We start from the raw sequence: 23128 nt of genomic DNA, 5'->3' as shown, positions 1-23128 counted from the left end.
AACGGTCAAGCCGCGAGTTTCCTCACGGCAGATCAAATTTGTCGCTTACCAGCGCAACAGAACCGCGCCCCACGTGAATCCGCCACCCATTGCCTCCAGAAGAACGAGGTCGCCCTTCTTGATGCGGCCGTCCGCAACGGCGGTCGCGAGCGCCAGTGGAACCGACGCCGCAGACGTGTTGCCGTGGCGATCCACTGTGATGACAACCTTGCCTTCAGCGATATTCAGCTTCTTGGCGGAAGCATCGATAATGCGCTTGTTGGCCTGATGCGGGACGAACCAGTCGATATCCTCGGCTGTAAGGCCGGTTTCCTCGAAAGAGGCCTCGATAACGTCCGTAATCATGCCGACTGCATGTTTGAAGACTTCGCGGCCTTCCATGCGGAGGTGACCAACAGTCTGGGTCGTTGACGGGCCGCCATCCACAAAAAGTTTTTCCTTGTGGTTGCCGTCCGAACGCAGATTGGCGGCGAGAACGCCACGATCCGAGGTCAACCCGTTACCTTCGGCAGCTTCGAGAACCAATGCGCCGGCACCATCGCCAAACAGAACGCAGGTCGTGCGGTCATTCCAGTCGAGGATGCGCGAGAAGGTTTCCGCGCCGATGACCAGAACGCGCTTCGCCATGCCGCCGCGAATATAGAGATCAGCCGTCGTGATGGCATAGATGAAGCCGCTGCACACGGCCTGCATATCGAAAGCAAAACCCTTGGTGATTCCCAGTTCGCGCTGGATTTCCACGGCACTTGCCGGAAAGGTATGGTTAGGCGTCGAGGTTGCCAGCAGAACAAGATCGATATCAGTCGGCTGCAAGCCGGCATTCTCGATTGCTGCGCGGGCCGCAGCCGTGCCAAGCGAAACCGTGGTTTCGTCATCGCCTGCAATGTGGCGCTCACGGATACCCGTGCGCTGCACGATCCACTCGTCGGAGGTTTCGATAATACCTTCGAAATCGGTATTCTTCATGACCCGCTTCGGCAAAGCCGAACCGATACCCCGCACGACAGATCTTATCATCTCTTATTTCCTGTCCTTACATGCGACCGGCGCGACGAACATTCACGCGCGCAGTCGAAAATTCTGGCCCTACACATATTCGGTAAAAGTTACTTCACCGCTTCGGCGCCTAAAAATAATCGGCAACCGCAAATCTTATTCAATTCCGTCTTCCGGATGGCTTTGCCGGAATTATGCCTTTGCGGCCTCGCCACCATCATTCGATACATGCGGATGACTGTGGTGGAAATGCGCCAGATCAGCCTCGATCTTTTCCAGAAGACGATTTCTCACCATGTCATAGCCGACTTCCACTGCCGAGCAGAAGCCTTCTGCATTGGCGCTGCCATGGCTTTTGATGACGATTCCACTGAGACCGAGGAAGACGCCACCATTGACCTTGTTCGGATCCATCTTTTCGCGCAGGCGATCAAACGCACCCTTGGCGAAAACATAACCGATTTTGGCAAGCAGCGTCCGGCGCATGGCCTGACGCAGCAGTTCACCCATCTGGCGGGCCGTACCTTCCGCAGCCTTGAGCGCGATATTGCCGGTAAAGCCTTCGGTCACGACCACGTCCACCGTGCCCTTGCCGATATCATTGCCTTCAACAAAACCGGAATAGGCAAGTCCGTCGAGCGGTGTGTCGCGCAGAATCTGACCTGCTTCCTTGATCTCGTCGAGACCCTTTACCTCTTCCGTGCCGACATTCAGGAGCCCGACGGTCGGCTTGCGCACCTCGAACAGGGCCCGCGCCATACCAGCCCCCATAACTGCGTAATCGACGAGCTGGCGCGCATCGGCGCCAATAGTGGCTCCAACGTCAAGCACGATGCTTTCACCGCGCAGTGTTGGCCAGATGCCGGCAATCGCCGGGCGCTCGACATCCGACATCATACGCAGGCAAAATTTGGACATGGCCATCAATGCACCGGTATTACCGGCGGAAATACACGCCTGGGCGTCGCCGGTCTTCACTGCCTCGATGGCCTGCCACATGGACGATTTACCGCGACCGGCCCGCAGCGCCTGGCTTGGCTTGTCGTCCATGCTGATGGCAACCTGGCTCGCGCGGAACTCGGATGCGGCTTTCAGCTTCGGATAACGTGCCAGCACGGGCTCCACCTGTGCGGGGAGACCGAAGAATATGAAGCGGATGTCAGGATGGCGCTCAAGCGCCTTCGCTGCGCCGGGGATGACCACTTCAGGGCCAAAATCACCGCCCATCGCGTCAATCGAAATTTTGATCACTCTTGATTGTTCCTGTGCGATCCCTGCCCCTGCTCTGCTTTTTGCAGCAGACAGGTTTTCGGCGAAAATAGTGTTTTTGCGTTTCCGCACAACCAAATTCTGTCAAACCACTCTGAATTACGGCTTCTTTTGCCATTCTGAAAGCTTCGCAAACGGCGAAACGGGCTTCTCTTCACCGTCGTCGTCCCCGAAAACCTTAGGCTCACTCTCGTCCGGCAAACCCGGCTTGCGAGGATAAGGATCGATGGCGAGATCGAAGAATTCCTCGGCAATTGCGCCGACATCAATCCTGTCGCCGACAAAAACTTCCGGAATGTCCGCGCCTTCGGCATCGAGCAGCATTTCGCCGCTTTCATCAAGCTCAATCCGTGCAAGCCTCGAATTTTCCGGCACGAAAATCGTGTCGACGTCTTCGGCGATGCTGTTGGTCAGCGGCTCGAGCGTCACGATGCAGGACTGAACGATTTCCGCATCGATACGACCCCGCACCCGGATGCCATCCTTTTTCCAGGGCGTAATCAGAAATTCCGCAGCAAAGGCATTTACACCCTCAAGCCCATGGGCTGCCGCGAGTGCTGCACGCTCTTTCTCATCCGTGCCTATTTTCACCGTCACGCCCTTTTGGGGCAGGTGAAGAACCGGAACAGGATAGGTGAGCGCCGGTTTGTCAGTCATTCTCATTGGCCTTTTCAGCATTGTTTTCTGGCGCAAAGTCCATTTGATCCGCATCCATATAGGAAATGTCGCCTGCCGCCAAAGCATCGTCCGCAATTTTTTGCAGCCGGTTACGGCATCCCAGAACATATTCACTTAAATGGTGGGCATGCGGCCAGAATTCGAGGTCCGGGCGGATATTTCGCGTGAGTGCGGCAGCCAGCGCGTCCGCATCATTTGCATCCAACGCCTCCCCATAAGCCGCGACCCGACCGTAGAACATGCGTGCAAGCTTTTTCATGCGCTTCGGGACGCCCTGGTCGCCGATACCGAGTTCGCGCAGCGAATGATCGACATCCTTGAAAAACTCGTCGGCGATTTCCTGTGCCAGATCGGCAAGCGCCTTGTTTTCTCCCCTCATCCGATGCAGGGCGAGGAAAATATGCAGCGAAAGCATTTCATAGCGGCCAAGCGGCGTATCAGGCACCTGAAATTGTGCATAAAACCGTTTTTGCCGCGCCGCCGCCACGATCACCTCGTAAACGCGAAGCATAATTGCCTCGTTTGCTTTCGATTTGCGGCGGAATAGTTGGAGAATCATGTCCGTACGACCGTTCCAGTTGCATAAATAAGCAAGGTGGTTTACCGAAGTTCTCCCGACGGCGAAAGTGCCGCGCTGATTTAGAATGTATGGAGAGGTCTTTGTTGCAGCGAATTTTTCCAAGTGCATCCTCTGGCGTACGCAAGCAGGGTGCCCTTCTCGCAGGCACGGCAATTCTCGTCGCAGTAGCTCTTGCCGGATGTAACACTGCATCCACGCTCAATCCGTCCGAAACGCTGACAGAGGGTTACGTACTCGATCAGGGTGCGCTTGATTCGGTTCCTGTCGGCTCCAGCCGCGAGCAGGTGCTTCTGGCGCTCGGTACGCCGTCCACCACCGCGACCTTCGACAATGAAGTGTTCTACTACATTTCGCAGAAGCGTTATCGCGCCGCGCAGTTCATGAAGCCGAAGATCATCGAGCGGCAGATCCTCGCCATCTATTTCAACAAGGACGGCAAGGTCGAGCATATCGCCAATTACGGCCTGAAGGACGGCAAGCTGTTCGACTTCGTGTCGCGCACCACGCCGACAGGCGGCAAGGACCAGACCTTCCTCGGTCAGATCATTCAGGGCGTTTCCAAGGCCCCAACCTCGTTGCCGGGAGCCGCAGGCGGTGCCAGCAACTGATCCGGTCATATCCTGACAAAAAGAAAACCCGCCTTTACGGCGGGTTTTCTTTTTTCACAATGCATGTCCGTCAGGACATATGTGCCAACACAGCCAACAGAAGAAGGGCCACGATGTTGGTGATCTTGATCGCCGGATTGACAGCCGGACCGGCTGTATCCTTATAGGGATCACCAACCGTATCGCCGGTCACTGATGCTTTATGCGCTTCCGACCCTTTCAGGTGCTTCACGCCGTCGGCATCGGTAAATCCGTCCTCGAAGCTCTTCTTGGCATTGTCCCATGCGCCACCTCCGGACGTCATGGAAATCGCGACGAAGAGGCCGTTGACAATAACGCCCAGAAGCGATGCGCCGAGCGCTGCAAAGGCTGCAGCCTTCGAGCCTGAGATAAACAGCACGCCGAAATAGACCACAATCGGCGCCAGCACAGGCAGGAGCGACGGGATGATCATCTCGCGAATGGCCGCCCTGGTCAGAAGATCGACCGCACGGGCATAGTCCGGGCGCTCCTTGCCAGTTATGATGCCTGGCTTTTCGCGGAACTGGCGGCGCACTTCCTGCACGACCGCGCCTCCGGCCCGGCCCACGGCGGTCATCGCCATGCCACCGAACAGATAAGGGATCAGGCCGCCAAAGATCAGCCCCGCAACCACATAAGGGTTGGAGAGATCGAAGGAAACCGGCCCCATATCGGCGAAATAAGGATAGGTCTGTCCGTTGGCGGCAAAGTAGGCCAGATCGTTGGAATAGGCCGCGAACAGCACCAGTGCGCCAAGCCCTGCCGAACCGATAGCATAGCCCTTCGTGACGGCCTTGGTAGTGTTGCCAACGGCATCAAGCGCATCGGTGGCCTTGCGGACTTCCGGGTCGAGACCGGCCATTTCCGCAATGCCACCCGCATTATCCGTGACCGGACCGAAGGCATCGAGCGCAACGATCATCCCGGCAATACCAAGCATGGCAGTGACGGCGATTGCCGTACCGAACAGGCCAGCCAGCTGGTAGGTCGAAATAATACCGCCGACAATCACGATTGCTGGCAGAGCCGTGGATTCAAGCGAAACCGCCAGCCCCTGAATGACATTCGTGCCGTGCCCTGTTACCGAGGCCTGCGCGATGGAATTGACCGGACGTTTGTTGGTGCCGGTATAGTACTCCGTGATCACGACGATCAGACCGGTAACGATCAGACCGATCAGGCCGCAAATGAAGAGATTGGTGCCGGTAATGCTTTTCCCGGCCACAGTTCCGATTTCACCCCAGCCAACGGTCAGCGTATTGGCAATAGCAAGACCAACGATGGAAAGCAGGCCCGTCGCTATCAGCCCCTTATAGAGGGCACCCATGATGGAGCCATTGACGCCGAGCTTGACGAAAAATGTGCCCACGATTGACGTGATGACACAGGCGCCGCAGATCATCAGCGGATAGAGCATGACGCTCGAAAGAATGTCCGATCCGTTGAAGAAGATTGCGCCTAGAACCATGGTTGCGACGACTGTCACCGCGTAGGTTTCGAAAAGGTCGGCAGCCATGCCTGCGCAGTCGCCGACATTGTCGCCGACATTATCCGCAATGGTCGCTGGGTTGCGCGGATCATCCTCTGGAATACCGGCCTCGACCTTGCCGACAAGATCGCCGCCGACGTCAGCGCCCTTGGTGAAGATACCACCGCCAAGACGCGCGAAGATCGAGATCAGCGAAGCACCGAAACCGAGCGACACCAGCGCATCGATAACCGTGCGGTCGGACGGCGAGTAACCAAGCCAGACAGTGAGAATGAAATAATAGACGGACACGCCGAGCAGCGCGAGCCCTGCTACCAGAAGGCCAGTGATGGCCCCGGACTTGAAGGCCAGTTCTAACCCTCCGGCGAGGCTGAGCGAAGCTGCCTGCGCAGTGCGCACATTGGCGCGAACCGAAACGTGCATTCCGATAAAGCCGGTGACGCCCGACAGAACCGCGCCAATCAGGAAACCGATTGCGGCACTGATCGACAACAAATACCAAGCTGCCAGAAAGACCACGACGCCGACAATGGCAATCGTCGAATATTGTCTTGTGAGATAGGCTGAGGCACCCTCGCGGATGGCTTCAGCAATTTCCTGCATGCGCTGCGTCCCCTGATCGGCTGCAAGAACCGAACGGATCGCCCATATGGCGAAAAGAACGGAAACCACGCCGCAGGCAATGACGAGAACTAAGACTGCCACTCCCATTTGCATAAAGGCCAACTCCCATTGAGCTCGCGCTGGCTACCGTCAGACCGCGAGCCGCGATTGTCGGCAGGCACATGCGCAGGTTAGGCCCGAAAACCCCTCCCCGGACCCGATTGAGCGGCATGGAAGTGCCTGAAGCCAATGCAAGATACCGGGCTTCTTCGGTATATTCACGTCTGGAACTTACGCCTAAAGCGGATCGCGATCTTTCAGATTCGCTCTCAGCGCTTTATGTCTCTGATTTCAGGCCTGTCGTTCTCGCAAAACTGCTACGCGGTTTTGCGCGACATGCCTGAGAAATCAACCTGTTGGCGCGATTCCTTGCATTTCAGCATTCTCAATGCCGCGTACCCAACATGCGAAACGGTTTAACAAACGTCAAGTCGTTCTTTGCCAGCGTACAATGAAAGAAGGGCTGCGATTTCTCACAGCCCTTCTTTCATGATTATTGTCAGGGAAGCCGGATCAGCGCGGTTTCACACCGCGGCTCTCACCACGAATGACAAATGCGAGGCGATCAAGCACGGCATTGACCAGTTTCGGCTCGTCTTCCGTGTAGAAAGCCTTGGCGATATCAACATATTCCGACACGATGACAGCCGTCGGTACGTCTTTGCGTGTCTGCAATTCCCAGGCGCCAGCACGGAGAATGGCGCGCAGGGTCGAATCGAGACGCGACAGCGGCCAGTCTTCCGTCAGCGCCTGATGGATCATCGGATCGAGCTTCAGCTGTTCATCGACGACACCGGCCACGATTGCACGGAACCATTGCGGATCGGCATCAAGATACTGCGTGCCATCCACTTCCTTGCCGAGACGGAAAGCTTCGTACTCAGCCACCACTTCCAGAACACCTGTTCCGGCAACATCCATCTGATAAAGCGCCTGGACTGCAGCAAGACGGGCAACACCGCGCTTGTTCGCCGTGCGTGGGAGATTGGGGGTTGGGCGGCCTTCGGTAGAAGAATTCATAATGATCAGACTCCGAACTTCTTGCGCAGGTCGATCATGGTCAGCGCAGCGCGGGCGGCAAAACCGCCCTTGTCCTTGTCTTCACGGCGGGCGCGTACCCATGCCTGCTCTTCGTTTTCGACCGTCAGAATGCCATTGCCGATGGCGATGCTTTCCTCGACCGAAAGATCGGTGAGTGCGCGGCAGGATTCATTGGACACGATATCAAAATGATAGGTTTCGCCACGGATAACCGTGCCAAGCGCAACAAAGCCATCATATTCCTTGCCGCCATTGTCTTCACCATCGAGTGCGAAAGAAATGACCGCCGGAACTTCCAGCGCGCCAGGTACCGTCACCACGTCGTAGGTTGCCCCTGCCTCATCCAAGGCTGCCTTTGCGCCATCCAGAAGCGCGTCGGCCAGATCATCGTAGAAACGCGCTTCAACAATAAGCAAATGCGGCGCATGCGCCTCGTGCTTGGACATGAGAGACTCCATGACAAATTTTGCGGACCGCAACGATTGCGGTCAACGCTTAAAATCGGGATATGCTTTTACAGCCTGGGAATTTAGGCTGTAAGCCTATTTCTGATATTGCGCAAGCCTTGCTGCGTAACGTGCCAGCTGGTCGATCTCGATATTCACCTTGTCGCCTGCTTTCCGCTCGCCCCAGGTCGTGACTTCAAGCGAGTGGCGGATCAGAAGCACATCAAACTCGTTGCCATTGACGCCATTAACCGTCAGCGAGGTTCCATCGAGAGCGACCGAACCCTTCTGGGCGATAAACGGGGCCAGTTCTTCCGGCGCACGCAGGGTGAAGCGCACTGCATCGCCTTCTTCCTTGCGCTCGACGATTTCAGCCTGCCCATCGACATGGCCGGAAACGAGGTGGCCGCCCATTTCGTCGCCAAGTTTCAGAGAACGCTCCAGATTGATGTTCCGTCCGCTCTGCCATTTGGAGATTGTGGTCAGGCGCAGCGCCTCTTCCCACGCCTCAACCTCGAACCAGCGGGCATTCGTGCCCTTTTCGGGCAGCGCCACCACCGTGAGGCAGACGCCTGAACAGGCAATCGATGCACCAAGCTCAATCGTCTCGGGATCATAGGCAGTTTCAATACGCAGAAGAACGCCTTCATTCAGCGGCTTGATCCGGTCAACCTTGCCGATATCGGTGATAATGCCTGTAAACATCAAGTCTTCCTTACATATTCCGTATAGGCATCGTCGCCATAGCGAGCCTGCCTTAAGATTTTGAACTTGTCTGCGATATGGGTTTCAAGCCCGTCCACGGCAACCCCAAGTTCTGAGCCGATTTCAACCGGCGAACGGAAGATGGCAAGCCGGTCCACCAGCCCCTCGTCCAGAAAGCTCTTCGCAACACCTGCTCCGCCTTCAACGAGAACCGAGGAAATGCCTTGCGCAGCGAGATCGTCCATCAGTTCGGGCAGAGCGATGCGGCAATCATAAGCTTCGGTCGCGAGAATCCGGCAACCGGCCGCCTGCAACTCGTAGCGCCGCTCCGGCAACGCTTCTTCACCACAGGCGATCCACAACGGCTGGGCATCAGCGGTCTGTACAAGTTTCGAGGAAAGCGGCAAACGCAATCCGCTATCGAGCACCACCCGAACAGGCGAACGCTGTTCCAGCCCCGGCAGGCGGCAGTTCAACACCGGATCGTCGGCCAGGGCGGTTTCGATACCAATCAGGATAATATCGGTCTGGGCCCGCAGGATATGCGACTGGGCGCGCGCAACCGGCCCCGTTATTGCAAGCTGTCCCTCGCCCCGACGGCCGATCATGCCATCGGCGGAAAGTGCAAGTTTCAGAATCACTTCCGGGCGCTTCTTCGCAGATCGATTCAGATAGCCCGCAAGATCATCGGCAGCCCCTTCGGCAAGAATGCCTGGTACGACCTCAATCCCTGCCTCGTGCAGGATGGCAAAGCCTCTTCCGCTGACCCGTTCGTCCGGATCGGTCGCGGCAACCACGACACGCGCCACCCCTGCCCGCACCAGCGCTTCCGCACAAGGCGGCGTGCGTCCGTGATGCGCGCATGGCTCCAGCGTCACATAAGCCGTCGCGCCACGCGCCGCTTCTCCCGCGTCTGCAAGCGCCTGCGGCTCGGCATGGGGCCTGCCGCCAATTGCAGTCACGCCACGTCCGACGATGACACCATCCTTGACGATGATCGTGCCAACGGACGGATTGGTTCCCGTCAGCCCCTTGTGACGCCGTGCATAACGGATCGTCGCTTCCATGAAGCGGACGTCATCCGCAGTTGCATTCGAAGGCGGAATCTTGCTGCCACTCATGCCTAAGCGTCCAGATCGTCCTCAGTTTCAGCAACTGTCAGTTCATCAATGACATTGTGGAAATCGACGGCCTTGCTGAAATTGCGATAGACCGAAGCAAAGCGGATATAGGCGATATCATCGATGCCTTTCAGCGCATCCATGGCCAGCCGCCCGATTTCGTCGGACGTCACCTCCGCCTCACCCGAACTTTCAAGCTGGCGGACAATGCCGGAAATGGCGCGTTCCACCCGGTCATTATCGACGTCGCGCTTGCGCAACGCCACTTCGATAGACCGCGTAAGCTTGTCGCGATCAAAAGGAACTCGGCGCCCGCTTTTCTTCACGACCATCAGGTCACGCAACTGTACGCGCTCAAAGGTCGTGAAACGGCCTCCACACACCGAACAGACACGACGCCTGCGAATGACCGCACCGTCTTCCGCCGGACGGGAATCCTTCACTTGCGTATCTTCAGACTGGCAATAGGGACAACGCATGGAACACTTTCGATTTCAATATCGGCAATTTCAATATCGGCAGCTTTAGCACTGGCGACGAACAGCTCATATGTGGGGGCACCCCCGCCAAAAACTCAAGAGCTTTGCCATCGTCAACCGATTCCCGGCGATCATAGCCCATAAGCGGTAAGCTACCTACCAGATGCGACAATGAAAAAGCCCCGCTCAACAGAGTTGAACGGGGCTTCATCTCAATCATGGAAGCGGGCTTAGCCCTGATAGCCATACATCGGGAAACGGCCGGTCAAGGCCATGACCTTTTCCTTCACGGCCTGTTCGACAGCGGCATTGCCTTCGTCAGAATTGGCAACCTTCAGACCGTCCAGCACTTCGGCTATCAGCGAACCGATCTCCTTGAATTCCGTAACGCCGAAACCGCGCGTGGTGCCAGCGGGCGTGCCAAGGCGAACGCCGGAGGTGACGAACGGCTTTTCAGGGTCGAACGGAATGCCGTTCTTGTTGCAGGTGATGTTGGCGCGGCCAAGAGCGGCCTCTGCACGCTTGCCGGTTGCGTTCTTCGGACGCAGATCAACTAGCATCAGATGGTTATCGGTGCCGCCCGAAACAATGTCCAGGCCATTCGACTTCAGTTCTTCGGCCAGCGCGCGTGCATTGTCGACGACGTTCTTGGCATAAAGCTTGAACTCCGGCTTCAACGCTTCGGCGAAGGCAACGGCCTTACCGGCGATGACGTGCATCAGCGGGCCACCCTGAAGACCGGGAAACACAGCCGAGTTGATCTTCTTGGCAATGTCGGCGTCGTTGGTGAGGATCATGCCACCGCGTGGACCGCGAAGAGACTTGTGCGTCGTCGTGGTGCAGACATGCGCGTGCGGAACCGGCGAAGGATGAACGCCACCGGCAACGAGACCGGCAATATGCGCCATATCGACCATGAGATAGGCACCGACTTCATCGGCGATCTCGCGGAAACGCTTCCAGTCCCAGACGCGCGAGTAAGCAGTACCGCCTGCGAGGATGAGCTTCGGCTTGTTCTCGCGTGCGAGGCGGGCAACTTCATCCATATCGAGCAGATGGTCGTCCTTGCGAACGCCATAGGACACGACATTGAACCACTTGCCGGACATGTTGACCGGCGAGCCGTGGGTCAGGTGACCACCCGAATTGAGGTCGAGGCCCATGAACGTGTCGCCCGGCTGAAGAAGCGCAAGGAACACGGCCTGGTTCATCTGGCTGCCGGAGTTCGGCTGAACGTTGGCAAATTCGCAGCCAAAGAGCTTCTTAGCGCGTTCGATGGCCAGTTCTTCCACGACGTCGACATACTGGCAGCCGCCATAATAGCGCTTGCCCGGATAGCCTTCGGCATATTTGTTGGTGAGGATGGAACCCTGCGCTTCGAGAACAGCGCGCGAAACGATGTTTTCCGAGGCAATCAGCTCGATTTCATGGCGCTGACGACCGAGTTCGTTGCGGATTGCTCCGAAAATCTCGGAATCGATGTCCTCGAGGCTTGCATTGAAGAAAACGTCGGACGACGCGTTCTTGGCGGCGGCGTTGGCTTGAGACATGTTTCACACCCTCCGGGTTAGCCGGTAAAAGCTATATGGATGAGGCGCATTATCACACTTGAATGCACAAGGCCAATGGTCGCAAAGCGAAAAGCTTATTCCAAAATGCGGCAAACCGATTTGATAAATGCCTTGCAACTAAAAAGCCGCCCGGAACGGGTCCGGACGGCCTTGGAAAATCAAACTCAAGATGAGAATCAGGTGTCGGTGCCAAGAGCGAGTTCGGTTGCGCCATCCATCTTGTAGATGTCGTCGCGGAACTGCACCACGCCGTCGCCGGTAGACCACGCAGTAATGTAAACAAAATGCAGCGGAACCGGATCGGCGAGCTGGATCGGCGTGTTCGTGCCCGACTTGATCGTGCTTTCGATGTTCTGACGATCCCAGCCTGCGGTGTTCTTCAGCAGCCACACATCGAGGTCGCGCACGTTCTGGACGCGGACGCAGCCCGACGAGTCGAAACGCATGAGCTTGTTGAAATAGCTCTTCTGCGGCGTGTCGTGCATGTAAACGGCGTACTGGTTGTGGAAGTTGATCTTGGTCGAGGACATGGCGTTGATCTTGCCCGGGTCCTGACGGAACATCAGCTTCACAGCATCGTCCGTATTCCAGTCGATGCTTTCCGGCGCCACTTCCTGACCGGACTGGTCGTAGAGGCGGATCTTGTTCTTCGCCAGATATTGCGGATCTTTCCGCATCAGCGGAATAATGTCCTTCTGGATGATCGACTTCGGCGCGGTCCAGTAAGGATTGAGAATGACTTCGTGAATCTTCGAATTGAGGATCGGCGTCTGACGATCGATCTTGCCGACAACTGCCGTATGGCGCTGCATGACGCTGCCGCCTTCAACGGCCTCGATACGCGCAGCCGGGATGTTGACCATCACGAAACGCTGTTCCTGCAGGCCCTGATTGGCGAGAGGCGAGAGACGCTGCAGATTGGTCTGGAGCTGGCCGAGGCGCGTATTCGCGTCCACATTCATGGCCGCATAGGTGAACTGTCCCATGACGCCGTCGGCCGGCAGACCATGACGGGACTGGAAGCGCTTCACGGCAGCATCGACATAGGTGTCGAAAGAACTGGAAAGCCCGGCTTCCTGTGGCAGATCGCCAGAAATCATGAGGCGCTTGCGCAGTGCCTGAACGGACGGATCCGTGACGCCGATCTGGAGTTTTGTATTACCCGGAACGCTCGGCCAGCCACCGCGACCGGCAATGTCGGTATATTGAGCGATAGCGGTCTGGAGATTGCCAACCGTCTGCGGGCTCAAAACCGGCTGGTTGGTTGCGACCCGCTGGCCACCCGTCGCGCGGGCATCGAACTGGTCAGCCCAGTTGCCGCGACGCGACGATGAGATAACATCGGTCAGAGCTTGTTGAGCGTAAGCCGAGGAAACCATGGCGGAGGCTGCCACGGAAAGGCCGGCGGTTGCCGCGCCGCGCAGGAAACTGCGGCGGTCTACTCTTAAAGTATCGGCTGGTCTGTCGGTCTTGGTCATTTTGCTTAGTCCCAAAAGGCTAACCGCTCGCGCGGGATCTTCCCAGAGAATATCAGCAATAGGTCAACAAGGCGATATCCGGACTGCAGGCGATGCAAAGCTGCTCGCTCATCCGAAATTCGATTTCGAGCCCATTCCTGACTGAAGGTGGCACAATATTGCCCGTGCCGCTCTAAAACGCTTATGTCGTTTTTTATGGCTTAATCATGTCGCATGGCCCGAATTTCAAGCCATGCGCCTTACGATTGGGAGCTTCACAGCGCCTTATTCTTCTCAATGGCAGCCTGTTGTGACAGTTCTGCAACAAAGCAGTCAGTCAGATAACACCGACCCGCTTTCTTTAGAGCCGGTAAGCGATGCTGTCGTTCCAGAAACGGTCGAGACGCTGCAGCGACTTGTTCATCGCCGTGAATTCTTCGACCTGAATACCGCCAACCTGTTCGATCGAGGAGATATGGCGTTCGTAGAGCGAAGCCACCTGATCGGCAATAGCATTGCCCTTGTCCGTCAAGCTGACGCGCACCGAACGACGGTCAACGCGCGAGCGCTGATGATGAATGAAGCCCATTTCGACCAGCTTCTTCAGGTTGTACGAAACGTTCGAGCCGAGATAGTAACCGCGCGAGCGCAGTTCACCGGCGGTCAGTTCCGAATTGCCGATGTTAAAAAGCAGAAGCGCCTGCGTCGCATTGATGTCGCTCTGGCCATTGCGGTCGAACTCGTCCTTGACGACGTCGAGCAGGCGGCGATGCAGGCGCTCGACCAGCTGGAGCGCTTCCAGATAAAGCGAACGAAGTGCGGTTTCCGGTGTCGTGAACGGAGCGGATATGTCCGTCTTGCGCTGTGCGTTGATCATTTCTTTTGCCTCTCTGTTGGAGCCGCATTCCATGAAACCATGATGCAGCTCTCTGTCTTGTTTTATGCGGTGTATTGTTTCTCACCGTGTCTTGAGAGGAATTTAGGGGAGATGCATAAAATTCGACTTAAAAGTCAGCCTTAACAGTAACTTACCGGACAGATTGACCATTCAGGCTTAATGTTTGCTTACTCTGCGCCATTTGCGGGACCGCGCCCGGATACATTGCTACAGCGCAAGAATGCCGGTTTTCCGGGCCTTAGAAAGGCCAGCTACATTAAACTTTCGTCATTTGAGAAGTGTCTGGATAGTGGCTAAATACGAGCCATCAACAATCCATTGGAGGGACCATGGCGCTTCGTCTTGCACATTATTTCGTGGTCGGCGGGCTGTTAAGCTTTACCGGCTTTGTGAGTTTCGCTCATGCTGAACCGGTTACCGCAGCTCCGCAAATGACCATGTATAAAGATCCCTATTGCGGCTGCTGCGAGGGCTGGGCTGAACATATGAAAGCTGCTGGCTTCAATGTGACGGTTAAAGTCGAGGAAGCGATGGACACCGTAAAAGCAAAGTATGGCGTTGGTGCCAATCTCGCCTCATGCCACACGGCAGTCGTCGATGGATATGTCATCGAGGGACATGTTCCCGCCGGTGCAGTCAAGCGGCTGCTGGCAGAACGCCCGCAGGCAACGGGACTGACTGCACCCGGCATGCCGATGGGATCGCCGGGCATGGAAATGCCGGGCAGCAAAGCCGATACCTATGATGTTCTGCTTTTCAAAGGCCAGATGACGAAGCCCTTTGCCCGCTATGAGGGTACGCAAGCGCTCTAGAAGCTAGATCGGCAGGCTCGCACGGGCCTGCCGTCTCTTTTCGAAGAAGAGCAGAATACGAAAAGCGATAAAAATGACGATGCAGGCCGCGTTGAACCCAACTGTCAGCGGCTTGTATTCGAAATGCCGGGAAAAAACGGAATAGATGGCGATTTCGCCGAGCGCTGCTACGAACCAGAGCACCGGCCCCCACGGTGCGCGCATCCACAGACCTGTCGCAGCAACGGGCATCAGAACGGCCAGAGCCACAACCGCAGTCTGCCAGGGCCACGGCATCAGATCGAAACGCCATAGAAGTCCCGGTTGAATACCGATCAGCCTGATCCAGTAGAAAACACCACTTGCCAGCGCCACAAGGGCGAGTATCCGAACGAACCAAGTGAAGGCCCATTCGGTTCCGCTCGGCTGGGTATGCTGGCGCAGCTCGTTCATATGCATCAGCCGATCCTCACCACAAGGTCAGTTCCTTGTCACCCAGATTTGCAAAATAGACATTGACCTGTTCGGGCTTCACTTCGTCGAGCGTTGCGGGTTTCCAGTTCGGCGCACCGTCCTTGTCTATGAGCAATGCGCGAACGCCTTCATAGAAATCGTGCGCTTCCAGCATCCGGTTGGCAATGCGGTATTCCATGCGCATGCAATCATCGAGATCGAGCGGACGACCATCGGCAATCTGGCGGAAAGTAACCGCGACACTGGTTGGTGAACGCGTGGCGATCACCTTCACGATGTCCATTGCGGCCTTGCTGCCCGCTTCGGCTTCCTTTTCCAGCGAAGCCATGCAGTCGGCAAGCGTTGCGCCGGAAAAGCATTCCGCAATGATCTGGCGTGTTTCAACAGCGGTTTCAAAATCGGGATACTGGCTGCGCGTCAGAGCCGCATCAATGTCGGCGGTTGCAATGATGTCGTCCCGCAAATCATGCAGATCGCTTGCAGCGACGGCGTGTGTTGCAATTCCGCTTTGCAGGCAGTCGCCCCAGCGAATACGGTTGCCGGTCAGCGCAAGATAATATCCGAAATTGTCGTGCAGATGCGGCAGAAAAGCGCTGCCACCCACATCCGGGAAGAAGCCGATGCCGGTTTCCGGCATGGCGAACATGGTGTTTTCCGTCACGATGCGGTGCGAACCGTGAACGGAAATGCCCGCACCACCGCCCATGACGATCCCGTTGATCAGCGAGATATAGGGTTTTGGAAAACGGCCAATGCGCGCATTGAGCCGATATTCGTCGCGGAAGAATTCGTAAGCAGGTGTTCCGGCCTGACCGGCCTTGTAGGCGGCAACCACATCACCGCCCGCGCAGAATGCGCGCCCTTCGCCTTCGAGAATCACACAGGCCACTTCAGGATCGTCTTCCCAGGCCTGCAATGCGCGATCCAGCGCCAGAATCATTTTATGCGTGAGCGCATTGAGGGCCTCGGTCCGTGTAAGCTTCACAAGCCCCGCTTTTCCCTTGCGTTCAAAGCTGATTTCGCTGCCGCCGCCGAAGTCAATCTGCATATCGTGTCTCCCGTTCCATCAAATGGGTAGAAAGTGAGACGCCCCGCGTCAATCCTGCACAGGTCAATGTTCTTGGTTTCATCACTTTTCCCATGATAAACGGTGCGCATCCGATATCAGCCTCCAAAATTTGGGAATTAAGGCTTCACTTCTCGGGATTATTCAAATGACCGACCGCCAATCCAAATATCTGCCCACCAATATCAGCCAGCATGTCGATGACGTTACCGGCAGCAGACGTCTGCGCCGTATGCGCAAGGCCGACTGGTCGCGCAGGCTGGTGCAGGAAACCCGGCTGACGGTCGATGATCTCATCCTGCCGTTCTTCCTGACCTATGGAACCGGTGTGGCAGAACCTGTGGAAGCAATGCCCGGTGTCGAACGCTATTCGGTCGACATGGCTGTTCGCATGGCGGAAAAAGCCGCCAGGCTCGGCATTCCCGCCATTGCCCCCTTCCCGCGCGAAAAGCTGGAAGTGAAGACTGAGGACGGCGCTTTCGTCGCAAGCCCGGACAATCTGATCAATCGCGCCGTGCGCGCAATCAAGAAGGAAGTGCCTGAAATCGGCATCATCACCGACGCGGCGCTCGATCCCTTCACCACGCACGGCCATGACGGCATTTTGCGGAACGGCGAGATCGTCAACGACGAATCGGTCGCGATGGTGGTTCGCGGTGCGCTTTCGCAAGCTGAAGCCGGTGCGGATATCATTGCCCCGTCCGATATGATGGACGGTCGCGTCGGCGCCGTGCGTCAGGCGCTGGACGAACATGGGTTCTGCCATCTGCCGATCATGTCTTATGCTACCAAATTCGCTTCCGCCTTTTATGGTCCTTATCGCGACGCCATCGGCACGCAGGGACTGCTGAAAGGCGACAAGAAGACCTATTATCTCGACCCGGCCAATCCGGAAGAAGCCGTGCGCGAAGCCGAGCAGGATATTGCCGAAGGCGCAGATATGCTGATGGTCAAGCCGGGCTTGCCCTATCTCGACATCATCCATCGCCTGAAAAGCGAATTCCGCCTTCCCACCTATGCCTATCAGGTGTCGGGCGAATACGCGATGATCAAGGCCGCCGGGATCAATGGCTGGATCGACGAAGAAAAGGTGATGATGGAGAGCCTTATGGCGTTCAAGCGCGCCGGTTGTGACGGAATTCTTACTTACTTCGCAATCGAAGTGGCTGAAAAGCTTAAGCAACAGGGTTAAACGGTAAGTCCTTTCGGCAGGAAATCTTCAAATTTCCTTGAAACCGCCGGTTTTGGTTACCATGTTGATGACTGTTCCGCTGAGGTAGCGGGACAGCGCCGGTTGTCACACTCCCCCGGACGCTTCCTTGGAAACGACTGGAAGGAAAAATGTCCGACCATATTCTGCACGGCGAAGTCATGGGCCCGCGTTATGAAAGCCGCGCATTCTTTGAAGGCGTGCGCACGCGCCGTATTATGGCTTTTCTTATCGATTACCTGATTGTCTTTCTGCTCTGCATCCCGGCAGCAATCGTCATTGCAATCCTCGGCATCATTACGCTCAGCCTTGGCTGGATGCTCTATGGCATCATGTTTCCAATGGTGGCGTTGTTTTACATTGCACGCACTCTGGGTGGACCGCAGCAAGCCACCAAAGGCATGCAGATGATGAACATCAAGCTCGTCCGGCTCGAAGGCGGTACGGTCGATCCGATGCTCGCAATCGTGCACACGGTTCTGTTCTGGGGTCTCAACGTGGTGCTGACACCGCTGATCCTGCTCGCTTCGCTGGTTCTCGACCGCAAGCGCACGGTGCACGATCTTCTGCTTGGCACGGCTGTGATCCGTTCAGATCGATAAACGCATAGAGTTGAATCAACGCATCGACCCCAAAGTCTATTCGGATTTTCGGGTCGATGTTTCAGATCAAAAAAATTCAGAGCCGGCTGCGCAAAATGCCTATTGACGTTTTGTGCCGTCGGCTCAATCTTTAGAGATAGTATCGTGATGGTTTTGCCAGAGCATTTCCAGCAAAAGTGCGAAGCGGTTTTGTGTAGGAAAATGCGTCAAAGCGAATAAGTTAAGCCATTTCGTGGATATTGAATGACCCATCAACCGCAACAGTCTCCGCAGTTCTTTCTGACAGCTCCGTCGCCTTGTCCCTATCTTGAGGGTCAGATGGAGCGAAAAGTCTTTACGCATCTGGTCGGCGACAAAGCGAACGAGATCAACGATCTTCTGACCCAAGGCGGTTTTCGCCGTTCCCAGAACATTGCCTATCGTCCGGCTTGTGAACTGTGCAGGGCCTGCATATCCGTTCGCATCCTTGCCGGAGAGTTCAAGATGACGCGCAACATGCGCCGCGTCTGGACGCAGAATAATGACCTGATCGGGCGCGTGCACAAAGCCCAGCCCAGCACCGAACAATATGCACTTTTTCGCGATTATCTCGACGCGCGCCATCGTTCCGGCGGCATGTCGGACATGACTGTCCTCGACTATGCGATGATGATCGAGGATACGCATGTGAACACGCAGATCATCGAATATCGCAAGCGCGGCCCGGAAAGCTTCATCAGCGCCAAAGGCGACGGCGAGCTGATCGCCGTAGCGCTCACCGACGTGATGGCCGACGGCCTGTCGATGGTTTATTCGTTCTTCTCACCGCATATGCATGACCGGTCGCTTGGAACCTACATGATCCTCGATCATATCCAGCGCGCACACGCCGCCGGTCTGCCGCATGTCTATCTCGGCTATTGGGTCGAGGGATCACGCAAGATGCAATATAAGATCCGCTTTACCCCGCAGGAGCATCTGGGCCCCCGCGGCTGGCAACGGTTTGAGGGTTAGACATAAAAAGCGGCGAAAGCCGCTTTTTTATTGAGCCGTTTGCGCAGTGTCTGAATCAAAAAACGGCAGGCCGTGGTGAAAATGGTGATTTCGAGAAACGGAGCGCAGCGTACATAAAGGTACGTGAGCACCGGAAGCACAGAAATTGCCATTTTAGACCGGCATGGCGACTTTTAGATCAGACACTTAGAACTTGCCTGAACGCGGAAAGCCCTTCGGCACCAGACGGCCCGCAGAGGCGCGCGCGCCGATCCACTCGACAAGCTCTTCCTTGTTGCGGTTGAAGGTGCGCTCTGCCGAATCCTGCCAAGAAAGCCCCTCGGCAAGTGCAAAGGTGCGGACGTCGGAAACACCGCCATCCTTGTATTTTTGCAGGCGCACGCCCTTGCCGCGTGTCATTTCCGGAATGTCGGAAAGCGGGAAGACCACCATCTTGCGGTTCTCGCCAACGACAGCGATATGATCGCCGGAAACGCGCTGGCAAAGCTTCGCCTCGTCCGGCGCTTTGACGTTCATCACCTGCTTGCCCTTGCGGGTGTTGGCGACTGCTTCGTTTTCCGGGACGATGAAACCGTTACCTTCATGGCTGACGAGCAGCAGTTTCGCGGATGGATCATGCACGAAGGCCGTCAAGATATCCTGATCGTTTTCCATATCGACAAGGATGCGGATCGGCTCGCCATGGCCGCGACCGCCCGGTAGCGTGTTTGCGCCGATAGTGAAGAACTTGCCGCCCGTCGTGAAGAACAGAAGCTTGTCCGTCGTCTCGGCATGGAAAGCGAGCTTGAGCTTGTCGCCTTCCTTGAAGGCGAGCGTCGAGAAATCGGCCATATGCCCCTTCATCGCGCGCAGCCAGCCCTTTTCCGACACAACAATCGTGACCGGCTCACGCTCGATCATCGCCTGATGAATATCTTCCAGATCATGAGTGGGCGCATTGGCAAAGGTCGTGCGACGTGCGCCGAGCTTGGTCTTCGGACCAAACTTTTCGCGCACCGACTTGATTTCGGCACTGATCTTCTTCCATTGGCGCGTACCGGAAGCGAGCAACCCTTCGAGATCGGTCTTCTCGACGGTGAGATCGTCGAACTCCTTGCGGATTTCGAATTCCTCAAGCTTGCGCAACGAACGCAGGCGCATATTGAGGATCGACTCGGCCTGAACGTCGGTCAACTCGAAGGTCCGCATCAGGTCCTGCTTCGGCTCATCCTCCTCGCGGATGATGCGGATCACTTCATCCAGATTAAGATAGGCGATCAGGAAGCCGCCAAGGATTTCCAGGCGTCTTTCGATTTCCGCCAGACGGAATTGCGAACGGCGGACAAGCACTTCCTTGCGATGGTCGAGCCACTCGCGCAGAACGCTGCCCAACGACAGAACATTCGGCACCTTGCCATGCGACAGCACGTTCATGTTCAGTGAAACGCGGCTTTCCAGCTCGGTCAGCTTGAACAGCGATTCCATCAGCAGTTCAGGATCAACAGTCCTGTTCTTCGGCTCCAGAACGATACGGATGTCTTCCGCCGACTCGTCACGAATGTCGTCGAGCAATGGCAGCTTCTTTGCCAGCAGCAGCTCGGCAATCTTTTCGATCAGGCGCGATTTCTGCACCTGATAGGGAATTTCGGTGACGACGATCACCCAGGTGCCGCGATTGCCCTCTTCCTTCTCCCAGCGGGCACGAACGCGAAATGCGCCGCGGCCCGTGCGATAGGCTTCCAGGATATTGCCATGTTCTTCGACAAGGATGCCGCCGGTCGGGAAATCCGGGCCACGCACCTTGCACTTCAACAGAGCAGCCGGGTCGGTCTCGGCTTCGCGCTTCAGTTCTTCCCATTGCTCCGGCGAGGTAACGAGTTCCTCAACCGGCGCGTCAGGATGATTGATGATATAGAGCGCCGACGAGCAAAGCTCCGCCACATTATGCGGCGGAATATTGGTCGCCATGCCGACCGCAATGCCTGCCGAACCGTTTGCAAGCAGGTTCGGGAAAGCGCCCGGCAGAACGATCGGCTCTTCGTCCTCTTCATTATAGGTCGGGCGGAAATCGATGGCGTTTTCGTTGATGCCTTCCAGCAGCAACGTCGCCACTTCCGTCATACGCGCTTCGGTGTAACGCATGGCAGCCGCGTTATCGCCGTCGATATTGCCGAAGTTGCCCTGCCCGTCCACGAGCGGATAACGCACCGCGAAATCCTGCGCCAGACGCACCAGCGCATCGTAGATCGACGCATCGCCATGCGGATGGAACTTACCCATCACATCACCGACGATACGGGCGCATTTTGCATAGGCCTGATCGGGATTGAGACGCAGCAGACGCATGGCGTGCATGATGCGACGATGCACCGGCTTCAAGCCGTCGCGCACGTCCGGCAGCGCACGATGCATGATCGTCGACAGCGCATAAGCGAGGTAACGTTCCTCGAGAGCCGATTTGAGATCGACCCGTTCGATGTGTTCTTCGCCGTCATCCGGCGGAATCAGACTTTTTCCCATGTCTCTCAGTACCAACTGCGCGATTCGCCAGCAAGACTTCAGGAGAACCAATCCAGTACATTAGTGTGTAATAGTCGCAATCCTGCCGCCATTTGTGTCCTATAGAGCTATTGGGGGCAAGTTTCCCCGGCTGCAATCGCAGGATGAGGAAATCATGTTGTTATTGCGAGTGATTTCCGCCTATGAATGCCGCGCTATATTAGAGATTAGGCAGGAGCTTCGAATGCAGGTTTTCGTCAATATCAAGCCAGCGGCACGTGTTTTGGCTGCAGGTACAGCGCTTTCGCTGATTTTCGGCAGCGCGGCCATGGCAGCTGACGCCAATGCAGTCGCCGAGCGTATCAAGGCACTTTATGCGAAACAGGGCGGCGAACTGAGCTTCGCCAATGTTCAGGCGAACGGCTCCGACATCGTGCTCCAGGGCACCAAGATCAAGCTGCCGACAGTGGGCGAAAAAGAAACCGCCCTCGGCGACGTGACGCTCCAGAACGTTCAGGATGCGCCGGACGGCGGCTACAGCATCGAACAGGTCACCGTGCCCGATCTTGCCTTTGCTGGCGAGGAAGACAAGAACGACAAGGCCGAGATCAAGGGCCTTGCCATGCAGAACGTGCATATTCCGTCGGAAACCGCCAAGGGTCCGCTCGACAGCATGGTCATGTATGACAAGCTGAAGATTGACGAAATCCAGTTCGGCACCCCCGGCACGGATGGCGCCACCGTAAAGGGTTTCGACCTGTCGCTCGACACCTCCAACAAGGCCGAGAAGATCGGCTATGTCTGGACCATCGCCAATATCGACGCGACCTTTGAGAAGGGCGGCAAGAACCCGCTTGCACCGCTCGACATGAACACCTTCAACGGCTCGCTGAACTCCAAGGGCAGCTGGTCGCCGACTTCGGGCGACACATCACTGGACCAGCTGGAACTTCAGGCCGAGGAACTTGGCAAGATCAACATCACTGGCAGCCTCGGTGGCTATGATCTGGCCTTCCTCGAAGCCGTCCAGAAGACACAGGAAAACATGAGCAAGGCCGACGCAGACAAGGATGCTGCCGGACTTGCAATTCTGGGTCTGGCAGAACAGCTGAACCTGAAGAACCTGTCGATCCGCTTCGACAACGAAACCCTGACCCAGAAGCTTCTCGACTATTACGGCAAGCAGCAGGGCGCGGATGGCAAGCAGCTTGGCGAGCAGATGAAGATGATGGTTCCGCTGATGGCGACACAGCTGAAGAACCCGGATTTTGCCCAGCAGCTCAAGGCCGCATCCGACAAGTTCTTCGACGATCCGAAGTCGCTGACCATCAGCGCATCGCCGGACCAGCCGGTGACCTTCGCTTCCATAGTTGCCACCGCATCGCTGGACCCGACGAAGATCATCCAGCTTCTCAAAGTCAGCGTCGACGCCAATAATTAAAACGAACAAGCCCGGTGAGGAAATTCACCGGGCTTTTCTTCAACTAACAAA

Annotated in this window: 22 protein-coding genes; 6 read left to right on the top strand and 16 right to left on the bottom strand. The window is 56.5% G+C overall.

The genetic code is table 11. The annotated features are described in order from the left end of the window. Positions 1-45 precede the first annotated feature (45 nt). From OHI65_RS13790 to OHI65_RS13775, 4 genes are all read right to left on the bottom strand, one after another. Complete coding sequence (locus OHI65_RS13790) at positions 46-1017, bottom strand: beta-ketoacyl-ACP synthase III (RefSeq protein WP_010661101.1); 972 nt, start codon at positions 1015-1017, stop codon at positions 46-48. 171 nt (positions 1018-1188) lie between these two features. Beyond that, positions 1189-2247, bottom strand: coding sequence for a phosphate acyltransferase PlsX (gene plsX, locus OHI65_RS13785; RefSeq protein WP_010661100.1), 1059 nt, complete (start codon positions 2245-2247; stop codon positions 1189-1191). 117 nt (positions 2248-2364) lie between these two features. Then, positions 2365-2922, bottom strand: a complete 558-nt coding sequence (locus OHI65_RS13780; protein ID WP_125334963.1) for a YceD family protein — start codon at positions 2920-2922, stop codon at positions 2365-2367. Next, the gene (locus tag OHI65_RS13775) at positions 2915-3502 is read right to left on the bottom strand and encodes a ubiquinol-cytochrome C chaperone family protein (RefSeq protein WP_125335213.1); all 588 of its coding nucleotides are present in this window, start codon (positions 3500-3502) and stop codon (positions 2915-2917) included. The genes OHI65_RS13780 and OHI65_RS13775 overlap by 8 nt, the downstream gene beginning before the upstream one ends. Before the next feature lie 101 nt (positions 3503-3603). Between OHI65_RS13775 and OHI65_RS13770 the strand changes: the two genes are divergently transcribed. Beyond that, on the top strand, positions 3604-4131 hold the full coding sequence (locus OHI65_RS13770; RefSeq protein ID WP_029376233.1) for an outer membrane protein assembly factor BamE: 528 nt from the start codon (positions 3604-3606) through the stop codon (positions 4129-4131). Positions 4132-4201: 70 nt separating this feature from the next. Here the strand turns inward: OHI65_RS13770 and OHI65_RS13765 are convergent, their stop codons facing one another. The 9 genes from OHI65_RS13765 to ldtR form a co-directional block, all read right to left on the bottom strand. Next, on the bottom strand, positions 4202-6358 hold the full coding sequence (locus OHI65_RS13765) for a sodium-translocating pyrophosphatase (protein ID WP_264359042.1): 2157 nt from the start codon (positions 6356-6358) through the stop codon (positions 4202-4204). A gap of 459 nt (positions 6359-6817) precedes the next feature. After that, complete coding sequence (nusB, locus tag OHI65_RS13760; RefSeq protein WP_010661094.1) at positions 6818-7324, bottom strand: transcription antitermination factor NusB; 507 nt, start codon at positions 7322-7324, stop codon at positions 6818-6820. A 5-nt stretch (positions 7325-7329) separates the two neighbouring features. Further along, positions 7330-7791: a 6,7-dimethyl-8-ribityllumazine synthase gene (locus OHI65_RS13755; protein WP_010661093.1), complete on the bottom strand. Its 462-nt coding sequence runs from the start codon at positions 7789-7791 to the stop codon at positions 7330-7332. A gap of 96 nt (positions 7792-7887) precedes the next feature. Beyond that, positions 7888-8496, bottom strand: coding sequence for a riboflavin synthase (locus OHI65_RS13750; protein ID WP_010661092.1), 609 nt, complete (start codon positions 8494-8496; stop codon positions 7888-7890). Further along, positions 8496-9617: a bifunctional diaminohydroxyphosphoribosylaminopyrimidine deaminase/5-amino-6-(5-phosphoribosylamino)uracil reductase RibD gene (gene ribD, locus OHI65_RS13745; protein WP_264359041.1), complete on the bottom strand. Its 1122-nt coding sequence runs from the start codon at positions 9615-9617 to the stop codon at positions 8496-8498. Before ribD ends, OHI65_RS13750 begins: the two co-directional genes overlap by 1 nt. 2 nt (positions 9618-9619) lie before the next feature. Next, the gene (gene nrdR / locus OHI65_RS13740) at positions 9620-10096 is read right to left on the bottom strand and encodes a transcriptional regulator NrdR (protein WP_012092340.1); all 477 of its coding nucleotides are present in this window, start codon (positions 10094-10096) and stop codon (positions 9620-9622) included. 230 nt (positions 10097-10326) lie between these two features. Beyond that, positions 10327-11646: a serine hydroxymethyltransferase gene (gene glyA, locus OHI65_RS13735; RefSeq protein ID WP_264359040.1), complete on the bottom strand. Its 1320-nt coding sequence runs from the start codon at positions 11644-11646 to the stop codon at positions 10327-10329. A 197-nt stretch (positions 11647-11843) separates the two neighbouring features. Next, positions 11844-13145, bottom strand: a complete 1302-nt coding sequence (locus OHI65_RS13730) for a L,D-transpeptidase family protein (RefSeq protein ID WP_010661088.1) — start codon at positions 13143-13145, stop codon at positions 11844-11846. Positions 13146-13485: 340 nt separating this feature from the next. Continuing rightward, entirely contained in the window at positions 13486-14001 is a 516-nt protein-coding gene (gene ldtR, locus OHI65_RS13725) for a transcriptional regulator LdtR (protein ID WP_264359039.1), read from the bottom strand. A 350-nt stretch (positions 14002-14351) separates the two neighbouring features. Here ldtR and OHI65_RS13720 point away from each other — a divergent pair, with 350 nt between their 5' ends. Then, positions 14352-14834 (top strand): DUF411 domain-containing protein, encoded by a 483-nt coding sequence (locus OHI65_RS13720; protein ID WP_012092342.1) that lies wholly within the window; start codon positions 14352-14354, stop codon positions 14832-14834. Between the two features lie 3 nt (positions 14835-14837). On the opposite strand, the gene OHI65_RS13715 is transcribed toward OHI65_RS13720, so the two are convergent. Both OHI65_RS13715 and OHI65_RS13710 read right to left on the bottom strand, forming a co-directional pair. Next, complete coding sequence (locus tag OHI65_RS13715; RefSeq protein ID WP_012092343.1) at positions 14838-15272, bottom strand: DUF6163 family protein; 435 nt, start codon at positions 15270-15272, stop codon at positions 14838-14840. A 10-nt stretch (positions 15273-15282) separates the two neighbouring features. Further along, positions 15283-16335 (bottom strand): enoyl-CoA hydratase/isomerase family protein, encoded by a 1053-nt coding sequence (locus tag OHI65_RS13710; protein WP_012092344.1) that lies wholly within the window; start codon positions 16333-16335, stop codon positions 15283-15285. A 166-nt stretch (positions 16336-16501) separates the two neighbouring features. Between OHI65_RS13710 and hemB the strand changes: the two genes are divergently transcribed. The 3 genes from hemB to OHI65_RS13695 all read left to right on the top strand — a co-directional run bounded on the left by hemB (position 16502) and on the right by OHI65_RS13695 (position 19158). Continuing rightward, entirely contained in the window at positions 16502-17545 is a 1044-nt protein-coding gene (gene hemB / locus OHI65_RS13705) for a porphobilinogen synthase (protein ID WP_012092345.1), read from the top strand. A 149-nt stretch (positions 17546-17694) separates the two neighbouring features. After that, on the top strand, positions 17695-18165 hold the full coding sequence (locus OHI65_RS13700; RefSeq protein WP_010661082.1) for an RDD family protein: 471 nt from the start codon (positions 17695-17697) through the stop codon (positions 18163-18165). 243 nt (positions 18166-18408) lie between these two features. After that, positions 18409-19158 carry an arginyltransferase gene (locus OHI65_RS13695; RefSeq protein ID WP_012092346.1) on the top strand — a complete coding sequence of 250 codons (750 nt, stop codon included), beginning with the start codon at positions 18409-18411 and terminating at the stop codon, positions 19156-19158. 186 nt (positions 19159-19344) lie between these two features. On the opposite strand, the gene OHI65_RS13690 is transcribed toward OHI65_RS13695, so the two are convergent. Then, positions 19345-21657 carry a DNA topoisomerase IV subunit A gene (locus OHI65_RS13690; protein WP_264359038.1) on the bottom strand — a complete coding sequence of 771 codons (2313 nt, stop codon included), beginning with the start codon at positions 21655-21657 and terminating at the stop codon, positions 19345-19347. Between the two features lie 223 nt (positions 21658-21880). Here OHI65_RS13690 and OHI65_RS13685 point away from each other — a divergent pair, with 223 nt between their 5' ends. Next, positions 21881-23077 carry a hypothetical protein gene (locus OHI65_RS13685; RefSeq protein ID WP_010661079.1) on the top strand — a complete coding sequence of 399 codons (1197 nt, stop codon included), beginning with the start codon at positions 21881-21883 and terminating at the stop codon, positions 23075-23077. Positions 23078-23128: the final 51 nt, after the last annotated feature.

Source organism: Brucella sp. MAB-22 (assembly GCF_025908475.1).
Lineage (GTDB): Bacteria > Pseudomonadota > Alphaproteobacteria > Rhizobiales > Rhizobiaceae > Brucella > Brucella anthropi.
The sequence above is the reverse complement of the archived record's forward strand: the minus strand, read 5'-3'. Positions and strand labels throughout refer to the sequence as shown.

Bases quoted from the DNA above. Each gene is read 5' to 3' on its own strand.
- OHI65_RS13790 (WP_010661101.1), bottom strand. From the start codon at position 1,017: ATGATAAGATCTGTCGTGCGGGGTATCGGTTCGGCTTTGCCGAAGCGG.
- OHI65_RS13780 (WP_125334963.1), bottom strand. From the start codon at position 2,922: ATGACTGACAAACCGGCGCTCACCTATCCTGTTCCGGTTCTTCACCTG.
- OHI65_RS13775 (WP_125335213.1), bottom strand. From the start codon at position 3,502: ATGATTCTCCAACTATTCCGCCGCAAATCGAAAGCAAACGAGGCAATT.
- OHI65_RS13765 (WP_264359042.1), bottom strand. From the start codon at position 6,358: ATGCAAATGGGAGTGGCAGTCTTAGTTCTCGTCATTGCCTGCGGCGTG.
- nusB (WP_010661094.1), bottom strand. From the start codon at position 7,324: ATGAATTCTTCTACCGAAGGCCGCCCAACCCCCAATCTCCCACGCACG.
- OHI65_RS13755 (WP_010661093.1), bottom strand. From the start codon at position 7,791: ATGTCCAAGCACGAGGCGCATGCGCCGCATTTGCTTATTGTTGAAGCG.
- OHI65_RS13750 (WP_010661092.1), bottom strand. From the start codon at position 8,496: ATGTTTACAGGCATTATCACCGATATCGGCAAGGTTGACCGGATCAAG.
- ribD (WP_264359041.1), bottom strand. From the start codon at position 9,617: ATGAGTGGCAGCAAGATTCCGCCTTCGAATGCAACTGCGGATGACGTC.
- nrdR (WP_012092340.1), bottom strand. From the start codon at position 10,096: ATGCGTTGTCCCTATTGCCAGTCTGAAGATACGCAAGTGAAGGATTCC.
- glyA (WP_264359040.1), bottom strand. From the start codon at position 11,646: ATGTCTCAAGCCAACGCCGCCGCCAAGAACGCGTCGTCCGACGTTTTC.
- OHI65_RS13730 (WP_010661088.1), bottom strand. From the start codon at position 13,145: ATGACCAAGACCGACAGACCAGCCGATACTTTAAGAGTAGACCGCCGC.
- ldtR (WP_264359039.1), bottom strand. From the start codon at position 14,001: ATGATCAACGCACAGCGCAAGACGGACATATCCGCTCCGTTCACGACA.
- OHI65_RS13720 (WP_012092342.1), top strand. From the start codon at position 14,352: ATGGCGCTTCGTCTTGCACATTATTTCGTGGTCGGCGGGCTGTTAAGC.
- OHI65_RS13715 (WP_012092343.1), bottom strand. From the start codon at position 15,272: ATGCATATGAACGAGCTGCGCCAGCATACCCAGCCGAGCGGAACCGAA.
- OHI65_RS13710 (WP_012092344.1), bottom strand. From the start codon at position 16,335: ATGCAGATTGACTTCGGCGGCGGCAGCGAAATCAGCTTTGAACGCAAG.
- hemB (WP_012092345.1), top strand. From the start codon at position 16,502: ATGACCGACCGCCAATCCAAATATCTGCCCACCAATATCAGCCAGCAT.
- OHI65_RS13700 (WP_010661082.1), top strand. From the start codon at position 17,695: ATGTCCGACCATATTCTGCACGGCGAAGTCATGGGCCCGCGTTATGAA.
- OHI65_RS13695 (WP_012092346.1), top strand. From the start codon at position 18,409: ATGACCCATCAACCGCAACAGTCTCCGCAGTTCTTTCTGACAGCTCCG.
- OHI65_RS13690 (WP_264359038.1), bottom strand. From the start codon at position 21,657: ATGGGAAAAAGTCTGATTCCGCCGGATGACGGCGAAGAACACATCGAA.
- OHI65_RS13685 (WP_010661079.1), top strand. From the start codon at position 21,881: ATGCAGGTTTTCGTCAATATCAAGCCAGCGGCACGTGTTTTGGCTGCA.